Annotated in this window: 15 protein-coding genes; all 15 read left to right on the top strand. The window is 45.1% G+C overall.

Features of this window, described 5'->3' with window-relative positions; genetic code table 11:
- The coding region (locus AX677_RS04670; RefSeq protein ID WP_156445984.1) for an ATP-binding cassette domain-containing protein at positions 1-329 on the top strand (329 nt) is incomplete at its 5' end.
- Positions 329-2,323, top strand: a complete 1,995-nt coding sequence (locus AX677_RS04665) for an ABC transporter permease (protein ID WP_060976335.1) — start codon at positions 329-331, stop codon at positions 2,321-2,323. The genes AX677_RS04670 and AX677_RS04665, both read left to right, overlap by 1 nt.
- A 158-nt stretch (positions 2,324-2,481) precedes the next feature.
- Positions 2,482-3,882 (top strand): amino acid permease, encoded by a 1,401-nt coding sequence (locus AX677_RS04660; protein WP_060976334.1) that lies wholly within the window; start codon positions 2,482-2,484, stop codon positions 3,880-3,882.
- 43 nt (positions 3,883-3,925) lie between these two features.
- Positions 3,926-4,195: a hypothetical protein gene (locus tag AX677_RS04655; protein WP_060976333.1), complete on the top strand. Its 270-nt coding sequence runs from the start codon at positions 3,926-3,928 to the stop codon at positions 4,193-4,195.
- A gap of 71 nt (positions 4,196-4,266) precedes the next feature.
- Positions 4,267-5,277, top strand: coding sequence for a S41 family peptidase (locus tag AX677_RS04650; RefSeq protein ID WP_060976332.1), 1,011 nt, complete (start codon positions 4,267-4,269; stop codon positions 5,275-5,277).
- A gap of 63 nt (positions 5,278-5,340) precedes the next feature.
- A complete protein-coding gene (locus AX677_RS04645) occupies positions 5,341-5,766 on the top strand; it encodes a GNAT family N-acetyltransferase (RefSeq protein WP_060976331.1) in 426 nt (141 codons plus the stop codon).
- Positions 5,767-5,781: 15 nt separating this feature from the next.
- Complete coding sequence (locus AX677_RS04640; RefSeq protein ID WP_060976330.1) at positions 5,782-6,240, top strand: GNAT family N-acetyltransferase; 459 nt, start codon at positions 5,782-5,784, stop codon at positions 6,238-6,240.
- A gap of 129 nt (positions 6,241-6,369) precedes the next feature.
- Entirely contained in the window at positions 6,370-6,606 is a 237-nt protein-coding gene (locus tag AX677_RS04635) for a DUF2829 domain-containing protein (RefSeq protein ID WP_060976329.1), read from the top strand.
- On the top strand, positions 6,599-7,297 hold the full coding sequence (locus tag AX677_RS04630) for a 3-oxoacyl-ACP reductase (protein ID WP_060976328.1): 699 nt from the start codon (positions 6,599-6,601) through the stop codon (positions 7,295-7,297). The genes AX677_RS04635 and AX677_RS04630 overlap by 8 nt, the downstream gene beginning before the upstream one ends.
- A gap of 20 nt (positions 7,298-7,317) precedes the next feature.
- Positions 7,318-8,061 (top strand): GNAT family N-acetyltransferase, encoded by a 744-nt coding sequence (locus AX677_RS04625; RefSeq protein ID WP_060976327.1) that lies wholly within the window; start codon positions 7,318-7,320, stop codon positions 8,059-8,061.
- A complete protein-coding gene (locus AX677_RS04620; RefSeq protein WP_060976326.1) occupies positions 8,058-8,390 on the top strand; it encodes a hypothetical protein in 333 nt (110 codons plus the stop codon). The genes AX677_RS04625 and AX677_RS04620 overlap by 4 nt, the downstream gene beginning before the upstream one ends.
- Before the next feature lie 148 nt (positions 8,391-8,538).
- Positions 8,539-9,231: a phosphoglycerate mutase gene (locus tag AX677_RS04615; protein ID WP_002896114.1), complete on the top strand. Its 693-nt coding sequence runs from the start codon at positions 8,539-8,541 to the stop codon at positions 9,229-9,231.
- A gap of 209 nt (positions 9,232-9,440) precedes the next feature.
- Positions 9,441-11,507, top strand: a complete 2,067-nt coding sequence (pbp2b, locus tag AX677_RS04610; RefSeq protein WP_082730235.1) for a penicillin-binding protein PBP2B — start codon at positions 9,441-9,443, stop codon at positions 11,505-11,507.
- 101 nt (positions 11,508-11,608) lie between these two features.
- Positions 11,609-12,205 carry a recombination mediator RecR gene (gene recR / locus AX677_RS04605; protein WP_002897999.1) on the top strand — a complete coding sequence of 199 codons (597 nt, stop codon included), beginning with the start codon at positions 11,609-11,611 and terminating at the stop codon, positions 12,203-12,205.
- Between the two features lie 218 nt (positions 12,206-12,423).
- Positions 12,424-13,470, top strand: a complete 1,047-nt coding sequence (locus tag AX677_RS04600) for a D-alanine--D-alanine ligase (RefSeq protein ID WP_060976324.1) — start codon at positions 12,424-12,426, stop codon at positions 13,468-13,470.
- Positions 13,471-13,489 lie beyond the last annotated feature (19 nt).

Raw genomic sequence — 13,489 nt, 5'->3', positions numbered from 1 at the left:
AGATTTCCGGTGGTCAGAAGCAGCGGGTTGCAGTGGCTCGGGCCATCATCACAGACCCTGAGATTCTGCTGGCGGACGAGCCGACGGGAGCCTTGGATTCCAAGTCTTCAGCGGCGTTGCTGGATGTCTTTGACGACATTAATGCCCGCGGTCAAACCATTCTCATGGTGACTCACTCAACGGCGGCGGCTAGCCGCGCCAAGCGGGTGCTCTTTATCAAGGATGGGATTCTTTATAATCAAATCTTCCGCGGCGACAAGACCGAGCGGCAGATGTTCCAAGAGATTTCCGATACTCTGACAGTTATGGCAAGTGAGGTGAAGGACTAGTGTTTCGATTAGCAGCAAAATTGGCGGTATCCAATCTGATTAAGAACCGCCGTCTCTATTATCCTTTTGCACTGGCTACCTGTGTGGCTGTAGCCATTTCTTATATTTTCAACTCCTTGGCTTTTAATCCCAATCTATCCAAAATGACAGGGGCCAGCTCTGTTATCCTCGTTTTGGTCCTAGGAGTCGTTATTGTGAACATCACAGCTGGAATTATTGTCTTTTATGCCAATCAATTTGTTATGAAGAATCGCTCCAAGGAGCTAGGGCTTTATGGTATGCTAGGTCTTAATAAGAGTCATCTCTTTGTTATGACCTTTATTGAGCTACTAATCTTCGGGCTAGTGGCTGTAAGCTTGGGGCTGACTATTGGTGTTCTCTTTGACCAGCTGATTTATGCCTTTTTGCTCAAGCTCATGGGTACCAAGGTGGTTTTGGTTTCAACTTTCCAGCTACCGGTCTTGATTCTTGTTTTTATTTTCTATGGCTTTATTTTTGCAGGCTTGGTCTTTGTTAATGGTTGGCGAATTCTGCGTTTTGATTCTCTGAAGATGGCTAAGGAAAAGGCTAGCGGAGAGAAGAAGAGCCGGTTTTTACTGCCACAGACCTTTATTGGTCTGGCAGCTCTGCTCTACGGCTACTATCTGGCTCAGACTGTGCGTAATCCTATGGAAGCAATCTTCATCTTTTTTGGAGCAGTCCTCTTGGTCATTTTAGGAACCTACCTGCTCTTTAACGCTGGTATTACAGTCTTTCTGCAGCTTCTGCAAAAGAACAAAAAGTATTACTACCAGCCCAATAATATGATTTCCGTCTCAAATCTTATTTACCGTATGAAGAAAAATGCAGTGGGGCTGGCTACTATTTCCATCCTATCGACAATGGTTCTAGTGACCTTCTCTGCCGGTATGAACATCTATTCTGGCGCGGAATTTATGCAGAAACTTATGTTTCCGCATGATTTCTCTATCAATGGCGGTGTGAATGCAAAAAAAGAACAGCTGGATCAGGTCTTGACAGAGTTTGTAGCAGAGAATCAGCTGAAGGTCAAGCAACAGGAGACCTATCAGTTTTATTCAATGGGTGTCAAGAAGAAAGAGGGTAACAGTCTAGATATTTATCCTAAGGGACAATGGACTGTGTCACCCAATACCTATATCTTGATGTTTTCCAGCGAGGATTACGAAAAGCTGACAGGAAAGGATCTGTCTTTGCAGGAAAATGAGATTGCTGTCTTTAACAAGGGAGTGGAGCTGGATTATAAGCAGCCTCTCCAGCTGGCTGGCCAAAACTTGACGATTAAGAAAGTCCTATCTGAAGATTTTATCTTTCACAAGATTCCAGATGAGTATAATATTATCATTCCTAAAGGGCTGTATCTAGTAGCCAAGGATCCTAGTCAACTCTTAGCTCCGCAGATGGAGCAGCAAGCTATTAATCCTGTACTCTATGGTAGTCTGGATATTGAAGCATCAGAAGATGAAAAGGCTAAGCTGGATACAATCTATCAAAAGAAAATGGCGGACTACAACCAGTCCCTACCAGAAGGTGCTGGAGGTGTCCACGGTCAGACTGGTGTGATTGGCATACTTGAGATTAAGGGTATGCTGGGTGGTGTCTTCTTTATAGGGATTTTCCTCTCTATTGTCTTCATGATGGGAACAGTGCTGGTTATCTACTACAAGCAAATTTCCGAAGGTTACGAAGACCGTGATCGCTTCATCATCCTGCAGAAAGTCGGCTTAGACGAGCAGCAGACTAGAAAGACCATTCGTAAACAGGTACAGACTGTCTTCTTCTTGCCTCTAATCTTTGCTTTCCTTCATTTGGCTTTTGCCTATCACATGCTCAGTCTCATTTTACAGATGTTGGGCGTGCTCAACGCAAGTCTCATGTTAGTGGTGACTCTGGGTGTTTGCGCTCTGTTTATTGCAGTATATGTCGGTGTCTTTCTCATTACTTCTCGCAGCTATCGCAAAATTGTGGCCATGTGATAGTAGAGACAGGCTTCATATACCTTTCATCTATTTTAAAGACTTAGGCTGAGATTTCTCTCAGCCTTTCTTTTCTCGGAAAATTTCTGAGAAAGATTCCTAAAAGCGTGGAAATATGATAAAATAGGACGTCAATGCAATTAGGAGAATAAAAATAGATGAATATTTTTAGAAAAAAAGATGCCAGTAAGGACAGAACGGGCATGCGCCGTCACTTGAAAATTCCTGATTTAATTTTGCTTGGTATTGGAGCCATGGTAGGAACTGGGATTTTCACCATCACAGGGACTGGAGCAGCCAAATATGCTGGGCCTGCTCTGACTGTTTCGATTGTCATTTCAGCTCTTTGTGTGAGTATTTCGGCCCTTTTTTACGCTGAGTTTGCTTCACGGATTCCGGCCAATGGCGGAGCCTACAGTTATATCTATGCGGTTCTGGGAGAATTTCCTGCTTGGCTGGCTGGCTGGCTGACCATCATGGAGTTCATGACCGCTATTTCAGGTGTTGCCTCTGGCTGGGGTTCTTATCTGAAGGGCTTGCTGAGCGGCTTTGGCATCCAACTGCCGGCAGCTCTGAATGGCACCTTCAATCCAAAAGCAGGTACTTATGTGGACTTGCTGCCTATTCTGGTCTTGGTCTTCGTTACAGGTGTTGTCCTTTTGAACTCAAAGGCAGCCCTGCGCTTCAACTCAGCCTTGGTGGTCTTGAAATTCTCAGCCTTGGCAATCTTTATCATTGCAGGATTTTTCTTCATCAAACCAGAAAATTGGTCTAACTTTTCACCTTTTGGCTTCGGAGAAATTTATGGCGGTAAGGTCGGCATCATGGCCGGGGCTTCACTCATGTTCTTTGCCTTTCTTGGCTTTGAGTCCATTTCCATGGCGGTCGATGAAATCAAAGAGCCCCAAAAGAACGTTCCGCGTGGGATTGTTTTATCTTTGAGCATTGTGACCATTCTCTATATTTTGGTGACCTTGGTCTTGACTGGGATTGTCCACTATAGCAAGCTGGATGTTTCAGATGCGGTAGCCTTTGCCTTGCGCAGCGTCGGACTTGGCTGGGCAGCTAACTATATCTCTGTCGTCGCTATTTTGACTCTGATTACGGTCTGCATCTCCATGACCTACGCCCTGTCGCGGATGATTTACAGTATTGCACGTGATGGTCTCTTGCCTCGCTCTTTCAAGAAATTGACAGAGACCAGTCGGGTGCCAAAGAATGCAACGATTTTAGTAGGGATTGCCTCGGCTGTTTGTGCCGGTATCTTCCCCTTGGCTAGCATCGCTTCTTTCCTCAATATCTGTACCTTGGCCTATCTGATTTTATTGGCACTGGCTGTCTTGAAATTGCGGAAAGATCAAGGAATGCCCAAAGCTGGGGAATTTAAAACACCTCTGGTACCTCTGACACCGATTTTGTCCATTATCATCTGCCTGTCCTTTATGACCCAGTATACTAAGGAAACCTGGCAGGCCTTTGGAATTGCCCTAGCGCTGGGAAGTCTTATCTATGGATTTTATGGTTATCGAAACTCTGAAATCGCTGTAAAAGAGAAGTAGGGATAAAGTATTGATATTAAAGAGAAAGAAGAAATAGAAAAGAATGAAAAAACTTAACCTAAGCCAAAAGAAGAAAATCTGGCTCTTTACCCTTGCTTTTATCGCCCTGATCTTATTGGCGATTGTGATTAATATTCAGCTGAACCAGCCCGAAGATATGAATGCTGATTATGTCGGGCTTTGGAAGACAACTTGGCATGAGAAAAATAAAGACTGGCTCTATCCACTGAAAAATATCTGTCTTGTTATTCTGGCAGTTCTGGCTGGGTCTGGTTTGATGATTGCATTTTCCAAGAGTGAGAGATGGAAATAAGCTTTTGTAGATTTAAACGAAATCATCTTACAAAAATGTAAGATTGACGATGATAAATGTAAGGTAGAGACATGGAAAACAGGTCTCTATTTTGCTATAATCAGCTCAGGAATCCTCACAAGAAAGGTTGTGCAATTATGAAAAAAGTCCTTTTAGGTTGCTTGGGGACAGTACTGGTTTTGCTTGCTCTTTTAATAGGTTTTCTGGCCTACTTTGGTCCAGACTACGGCATTTTTCTTTTTCCGCCTAGTCCGCAAGACTACGCTCGCTCGGTTGTGAAAAAGCTTGATTTTGGTCTTTATACGGACAAAGATTGGGAAAATGAGAAGAAGAAAGCCTTGGAGAAGCTTGAATCAGCCAAGACTTATCAAGACACCTATCCTGTCTTGGAAAAATTAACCAAAGAGGCTGGCGGGAAGCATTCTTATTTTTTAAGTCCACAGGATAATCCCGAAAATAGTCTGGAAAGTAAAAATCAGCCTGAAGTGCAGAATCGGGAGGGGATTCTCTATTTAAAAGTTCCTGCTTTCACTGGTGATGCACAGGCAGCGAAGGCTTATGCAAACAAACTGTCAGCAGCTCTTAAAAAGGATGACTATCAGGCGGTTGTAGTGGATTTGAGAGATAATACCGGTGGGAATATGTATCCGATGATTGCTGGACTGTCCTCTCTTTTGCCTGATGAAGACCTCTTTCAATTCGTTTATAAAAATGGAAGCAAGAGCGCGGTTTCTCGATCAGATATCCTTAAGCAGCTTGGTCTGGAGCAGACTGATGAGAAAGCAAAGAAAGTGCCAATAGCCGTCCTTGCCAATGAACGTACAGGAAGCTCAGGGGAGATGACTGTTTTAGCTTTTAAGGGACTTGAAAATGTTAAAATTTTTGGTCAGCCAACGGCAAGCTATACTACGGGAAATAATTATTATCAACTGTATGATGGAGCAGTTTTACTCTTGACTACCTCGAGTATCCTAGATCGTACGGGCAAGCTTTATGAGAATGAGGCAATCCAGCCCGATGCCCTAACAGACCAGCCTTTAGAAGAGGCGGAGTCTTGGTTGAAGGGACAGATAGGAGAATAGTTCATTGAAAGCAGTCAAAGAGACTGCTTTTCTGCTATAATAAAGAGAAGAACGAGGTGACAGATGATTCGTAAGATAAAACTAAGAGACGCTGCAGCTATTCAGTGGCTTAATGCTGAGTGCCTAGGCTACGATTTCGATAGGGAAGCGACGGAAGCGCAACTGAAGAGGCTGCTAGAGAATGACCAGCATTTGATTCTGGTAGTTGAAGAAAGCGGACAGGTCATAGGTTACGCTCATGCGGCTAGATACGACTGTCTCTATTTCCCGTCCTTGCTCAATCTCTTGGCTTTGGCCGTCGCTCAGGATTTTCAAGGGCAGGGACATGGCAGAGCTCTGATGCAAGCTTTGCGTGAAGAGGGAAAAGCAGCAGGCTACACAGGAATTCGGATTAATTCAGGCATTTCCCGCGCAGCTGCCCACGAATTCTATCGCAGTCTTGGCTGCAGCGAAAAAGCAGACCAAAAACGCTTTTATTGGGGATTATAGAGGAAAGAGGAGTAGATGATGATTGAACCGCTAACTCAGCAATATGCTTTAGAAATTGCCAAGGATTGGCACTATGAGGCGCCTTATGACTTTTATGATTTGAAAAATGACTTGGAGGATTATGAAGAAATGGTCTCCCCTGAAGCGCGTGGGGATCGTTATTTTCAAGTCCTGAGAGAAGGGGAACTCTATGGATTTTTCTGCTTAGAGCAGAAAGGAGAGCGAACTTTGGAGCTTGGTTTGGGGATGAGGCCGGAGCACTGCGGAAAAGGTCAGGGCGCGGCATTTTTGCAGGAAATTCTGGACTTTATCAAGAAAAAATTTGCGCCCCAAGTCCTAAGGCTATCCGTGGCAGACTTCAATCACCGAGCCCAGCAGCTTTATCTCAACATGGGCTTTGAAGTGGTGAGGCGCATCCCGCAGGAAAGCAATGGCGATATTCATCTCTTTGTGGAGATGGAGAAGAATGTCTAATTTTAGACTTTATTGCAAAGCAGCAGATAAAATTGTTGATAGTCAAGAAAAAGTCGTTCAGTATACTTATGACTACTGACGGCTAGTAGGGAATTTGTCAAAGATTACCAATAAACAAAGGAGAAAACCATGACATTTGAAGAAATTTTACCAGGCCTTAAGGCCAAGAAAAAATATGTGCGTGTAGGCTGGGGCGGAGCGGAAAACTACGTCCAGCTCTTTGACACGATTGAGCAGAATGGGGTGGCTCTTGAAGTGACACCTTATTTCCTCATCAATGTTTCAGGCGAAGGGGAGGGCTTCTCCATGTGGAGTCCGACTCCTTGTGATGTGCTCGCGACAGATTGGGTGGAAGTAGATGACTAAGACGGTACTGGTGACGGGAGCTAGCTCTGGCATCGGCCGAGCTCAGGCTCTGACCTTTTTGGAAAATGGCTACCGGGTTTATGGGGTGGACAAGGATGAAAATCCTGGTTTTCTAAATGAGCTGCGTTTTGTCAAGCTGGATTTGACAGGTGATTTGACACCGCTCTTCACTAGCTTGCCTGAGGTGGACATTCTCTGTAATACAGCAGGTATTTTAGACGATTATCGTCCCCTGCACGAGACCAGTGATGAGGACTGGGAGCAGATTTTTGCGCTTAATCTAACCGCTACCATGAAAATCACTCGCTTTTACCTGCAGAAAATGCTGGAGAAAAAGTCTGGTATCATCATTAATATGTGCTCGATTGCTAGTTTTCTGGCTGGCGGTGGTGGTGCTGCCTATACAGCCTCTAAGCATGCTCTGGCTGGTCTGACCAAGCAGATAGCCTTGGACTATGCGGATAAAAATATCCAAGTCTTTGGCCTGGCGCCGGGCGCTGTCAAGACAAACATGACTGCCGCAGATTTTGAGCCAGGCGGACTGGCAGACTGGGTTGCTGAGGAAACGCCAATCAAGCGCTGGCTGGATCCTCAGGAAGTGGCAGATGTCAGCCTCTTTCTAGCCAGTGGTAAGGCAGCTGCTATGCAGGGCGAGATTATCAAAATCGACGGTGGTTGGAGTTTGAAGTAAGTGAATGAAGGATACGAACAATGAAAAAACCTAAGAACCTTTTCCAAACTTGGACCAAAAACATGGTTCACTATGGCTTATCTGCTGGTCTAGGGCAGTTCTTTATGAACGCGCCTGAGACATCCTGCCTTTACCAACTAGGAAATTTCCTCTTTCCGGCTGGTCAGGTGGATCCGAATTTGTGGCAGGAATTTAGTAAAAAATATAGTTTAGCTGACAAGGTCATTATCTCCGAGGAGCCTAGCTGGCGAGAATTTTTTGATAGTCAGAGTGAGTTGCAGCAGTTTACTCGCTATGCTTTTTTGGATAGGGCTGATTTTGATACAGAGGCTTTGGAGAAATGGCTGCGCAGGCTACCTGCAAACTACTACCTTTGTCCGATTGATAAGGAAAGTTATGAGCGTTTGGCTGGGGAAGTTTGGTCTCAGGATTTGCAGGGTGATTTTTCCGATTTTGACCATTTTCAAGCGTCGGGTGGCTTTGGTTTTTTAGTATATTCAGGAGAGGAAATCATCGCTGCTGTATCGACAGGATTGGTCTATCATGGAGCTCTTGAGATTGAAATTGCTACCAAGCCAGCCTACCAAAGGCAGGGCTTGGCCAAAATCTTGGGTGCCCGGATGATTATAGAAGCGCAGCATCGCTCGCTCTTTCCTCTCTGGGATGCGCACAATGAAGCTTCCAAGAAGGTCGCAGAAAGCTTGGGCTATCAGTGTCTAGGCGCTTATCCGGCCTATGAATGGAAAGGGACTTTTGACCAATGAAGAAAAACCAAACCTATGACTTAAAAGATATCATTCAGGCTGTAAAATCGGAAGAGCTAGATGATGATTTCTGTTTATATGCTAAGGAAAATGGAAAACTGAATTTTCAGGACAGCTACTTGCTTGCTGATTATCTTCAAGTAGTGGACAATAAGGATGTTTATCCTAGACAAGTAAGGGAGCAAGAGCTGGAGCTGATTTATTACGGTGAAGATTTTGCGGATGTTCTCTTGTCAGTCATGGAGCAGAAAGCAGAAGCGACTGATCAAGAGTGTTTACAGGCTCTGCTTTACTATTATGAGCATGATGATTTTATGGATTTTGAATGAGGAGTCATTGAAATTGATAAATCTTTACAAGCTTTCTTGCTGAAAAACGTCTGATTTGACGAAATAGGCTAGCTTTTTAGGCGAAAATTTTGTAAAATAGAATAGATAAACGGGGACTGCCTCGAAAAATAAAAGGAGAATCCATCTAATGGTAAAATTAGTTTTTGCTCGCCACGGTGAGTCTGAATGGAACAAAGCTAACCTTTTCACTGGTTGGGCTGATGTTGACTTGTCTGAAAAAGGTACACAGCAAGCAATCGATGCTGGTAAACTGATTAAAGAAGCTGGTATCGAGTTTGACCAAGCTTACACTTCAGTATTGAAGCGTGCGATTAAGACAACTAACCTTGCTTTGGAAGCGGCTGATCAGCTTTGGGTACCAGTTGAAAAATCATGGCGCTTGAACGAGCGTCACTATGGCGGACTGACTGGTAAAAACAAGGCAGAAGCAGCTGAGCAATTTGGTGATGAGCAAGTGCATATCTGGCGTCGTTCATACGATGTATTGCCTCCAGCAATGCCACGTGATGATGAGTACTCAGCACACACTGACCGTCGTTATGCTTCACTTGACGACTCAGTAATTCCAGATGCTGAAAACTTGAAAGTGACTTTGGAACGTGCCCTTCCATTCTGGGAAGATAAAATTGCTCCAGCTTTGAAAGATGGCAAAAATGTCTTTGTAGGTGCACACGGTAACTCTATCCGTGCTCTTGTGAAGCACATCAAACAACTGTCTGACGATGAAATCATGGATGTGGAAATTCCAAACTTCCCACCATTGGTATTCGAATTCGACGAAAAATTGAACGTAGTAAAAGAATACTACCTTGGAAAATAAGCTTAAAGGAATCTGAGATTATTCTCAGGTTCTTTGCTTTTCCAGAGAGGAAGGACAAGGATTGCTGGAAGCCTAGCCGGCAAGTCTTTTCTGTTCCGAGGTTTAGCGGATTTCCTCTTAACTCGTCCACATTTTCAGATTTTCTATCAGTTTTGAAACATTCATCAAGCTGGATTTATGGTAAAATAAAGGTCAGAACTTTTACTAGAATGAGAGAGAAAATGGCAAGGAAGAAGAGAAAATTTGACAGTCATTCCATCACCAGAAGGCTTTATCTGCTGTTTGGAATCGTGATGTTTTTGTTTTTAGCCTTGATTGCCCGTCTGGGCTATATGCAGGTGGTCAATCAGGACTTTTATACGGATAAGTTGGCCAAGGCCAGCAAGACCAAGATTACCACTAGCTCAGTGCGTGGGCAGATTTATGATGCTACTGGCAAGCCCTTGGTGGAAAATACGACCAAGCAGGTGGTGACCTATACACGGGATAATCGTCTGACGGCTGGGGAGATTCGAGCGACAGCTCAAAAGCTCCTGACCTATGTCAGTGTCAGCGATACAGAGGTGACAGACCGCCAAGAAGTGGATTATTATTTGGCGGACAGCGCAGTCTATCAGGAAGTGGTGGAAAAGCTGCCCAAGGACAAGAAGTTTGATACAGACGGCAACCGCCTGCCTGAGTCCAAAATCTATAAGGCGGCAGCTGAGAGCATTGACCCTAAGCAGCTGGGCTATACGGATGAGGAAAAGAAGGCCATTGTTCTCTTTAGTCAGATGAATGCAATTTCCAACTTTGCGACGGGTACCATCCAGACAGATGCGCTAACAACAGAGCAGGTAGCTGTACTGGCTTCCAGCAGCAAAGAGCTGCCGGGTATCAGTGTTTCAACGGGCTGGGACCGCAAGGTCTTGGATACTTCGCTGGCTTCTATCGTGGGTAATATCTCGACAGAAAAGACTGGACTTCCGGCTGAGGAAGTGGATGATTACCTGAAAAAAGGCTACTCTCTCAATGACCGGGTGGGGACCTCCTATCTGGAAAAGCAGTATGAATCAGTCCTGCAAGGCAAGCGAGCTGAGAAAGAGATTCATCTGGACAAAAATGGTAATATGGAGAGTGTGGAAAATATTTCTGACGGCAGTAAGGGCGACAATCTCAAGCTGACGGTGGACTTGAACTTCCAGCAGGGAGTGGAGGACATTCTCAAAAATGCCTTTAATGCGGAGTTAGCTAGTGGCAATGCGACATACTCTGAGGGTGTCTATGCCGTAGCTATGGATCCAAATACCGGCGCTGTCTTGGCTATGGCAGGCATACGTCACAATCTGGAAACGGGAGAAAACTCTGTCGATGCTCTGGGAACCATGACCAATGTCTTTGTTCCGGGATCTGTGGTCAAGGCTGCAACATTGACCTCGGGCTGGGAGAATAATGCCATTAGCGGCAATGAAGTTCTGACAGACCAGCCGATTAGCTTTGGCGGTACGGACAGTATCACTTCTTGGTTCACCCAGTACGGTTCACGTGCCATCACAGCCCAAGAGGCCCTGGAATATTCTTCCAATACCTATATGGTGCAGGTGGCGCTGAAGATGATGGGAACGCCTTACTCAGCGGATATGAAGCTGGATTTTGATGAGCTGGATCCGTCCATGAAAAAGCTGCGGTCGACTTTTGCAGAGTATGGTCTGGGCACTTCGACAGGTATTGACCTGCCAAATGAGTCCACAGGCTACCTTCCAGACAAGTTTACCTTTGCCAACTATCTGACCAATTCGTTCGGTCAGTTTGACAACTATACGACACTTCAGCTGGCCCAGTATGCCTCAACAGTAGCTAATAATGGTAAGCGTGTGGCTCCGCATATTGTTGAAGGTATTTACGGCAACAGCGACCAAGGAGGACTGGGTGATTTGGTGCAGAAAATTGATACCAAGGAGCTGAACCAGGTCAATATCTCTGACGAGGATATGAGCATTATCAAGCAAGGCTTCTATCAAGTGGTTCATGGCAGCAGCGGCTTTACGACTGGTCGGACCATTTCTCAGGGAGAGAGCGTGCCAATTAGTGCCAAGACTGGTACGGCTGAGACCTTTGTGGACAAGGGCAAGAAAGAAGCCATCAATACCAATGTCGTGTCCTATGCACCGAGTGAGAAGCCGCAGATTGCTGTGGCGGTGGTGTTCCCTCACAATACGAACCTATCTTCTACTGTCAGCCACAGTATCACTCGCGATATTATCAATCTTTACAATCAACAACACCCTATGAATTAGTGCTCAATGAAAATCATCAGCAAACGGAAATCTAAAGCTGTCAGTGCTCAAGTGCAGCAATCTGGTTTGAGGAGATTTTTTGAGAATAGAGAAAGGATTTTATGCTTTACCCAACCCCTATTGCCAAGCTGATTGACAGTTTTTCAAAACTGCCCGGCATTGGCATCAAAACAGCCACTCGACTGGCTTTTTACACTATTGGCATGAGTGATGATGATGTCAATGAATTTGCCAAGAATCTACTGGCTGCTAAGCGTGAGCTGAGCTACTGCTCTGTCTGCGGCAACCTGACGGACGAAGACCCTTGTGCTATCTGCCAAGACCAGTCACGCGATCAATCAACTATTTTGATCGTTGAGGACAGCCGAGATGTGTCAGCCATGGAAAATATCCAGGAATACCACGGACTCTATCATGTCCTGCACGGTTTGATTTCGCCTATGAACGGCGTTGGACCAGACGACATCAATCTCAAGAGTCTGATTACTCGTTTGATGGATAGTGAAGTGACGGAGGTGATCGTCGCAACCAATGCGACTGCGGATGGCGAAGCGACCTCCATGTACATCTCACGGGTTCTGAAGCCCGCTGGGATTAAGGTGACTCGCCTAGCGCGTGGTTTGGCGGTTGGCTCTGACATTGAATATGCGGACGAGGTTACGCTAATTCGTGCTATCGAAAATCGGACGGAATTATAAATATCAAGGATTTTTCTGGCTCTAGCTGGCTGGAAGAGTCCTTTTTTCTGTTCAAAAATGCTGGGAATTGTGATATACTAAAACGGACTGATACAGAAGCTCCTGCTTAGAAGAATCGACTAGCTAGGTAGATGCAAAACCAAGCTTTTGAACTTGATTATTCTCGAGCTGGCAGCTTTTGTAAATTGTACTATTTTTAGAAAATGATAGGAAAAATCATGGCAAAACAAAGATTGATTTTATTGTATGGCGGACGCAGTGCAGAGCGGGAAGTTTCGGTTTTATCAGCTGAGAGCGTCATGCGGGCTGTCAATTATGATAGATTCTCGGTGAAGACTTACTTCATCACCAAGGATGGAGATTTTATCCAAACTCAGGAATTTGAAGCAACGCCAGCGGCTGATGAGAAGTTGATGACTAATGCCACAGTGGACATGTCTCGGAAGATTAAGCCTAGCGATATTTACGAAGATGGAGCAGTGGTCTTTCCAGTCTTGCATGGTCCTATGGGCGAAGATGGCTCTATCCAAGGCTTCCTAGAAGTGCTCAAAATGCCTTATGTCGGCTGTAATATTTTATCTTCTAGCCTAGCCATGGATAAAATCACGACCAAGCGAGTGCTGGAATCGGCAGGTATTGCCCAAGTGCCTTATGTGGCGCTGGTCGATGGCGAGGATCTAGAGCAAAAAATCCAGGAAATCGAGGAGAAATTGACCTATCCAGTCTTCACCAAACCTTCCAATATGGGCTCCAGTGTCGGCATTTCTAAATCGGAGAACCAAGCAGAACTGCGCGCTTCTCTAGACCTGGCTTTCAAATATGACAGCCGGGTACTGGTTGAGCAGGGAGTAACGGCTCGCGAGATTGAGGTTGGGCTTCTAGGCAATGTTGATGTCAATAGTACCCTGCCTGGAGAAGTGGTCAAGGATGTAGCATTCTATGACTACGAAGCCAAATACATTGATAATAAAATTACTATGGATATTCCGGCCAAGATTCCAGAAGAAGTGGTGAGCCTGATGCGTCAAAATGCAGAGGCGGCTTTCCGAGCTCTGGGCGGTCTGGGACTGTCCCGCTGTGATTTCTTCTATGCAGAAGATGGTCAGGTCTTCCTTAATGAGCTCAATACCATGCCAGGTTTTACCCAGTGGTCTATGTATCCATTGCTTTGGGAAAATATGGGGCTGGCCTATCCTGACTTGATTGAGAAACTAGTTGGCCTAGCTGAAGAGGCATTTGCTAAGAGAGAGGCGCATCTTCTCTAAAATATGATATAATAGAGGG

It is taken from the genome of Streptococcus sp. CCH8-C6, from assembly GCF_001557225.1.
GTDB lineage: Bacteria > Bacillota > Bacilli > Lactobacillales > Streptococcaceae > Streptococcus > Streptococcus sanguinis_C.
This window is presented reverse-complemented; position numbering and strand designations above follow the sequence as displayed.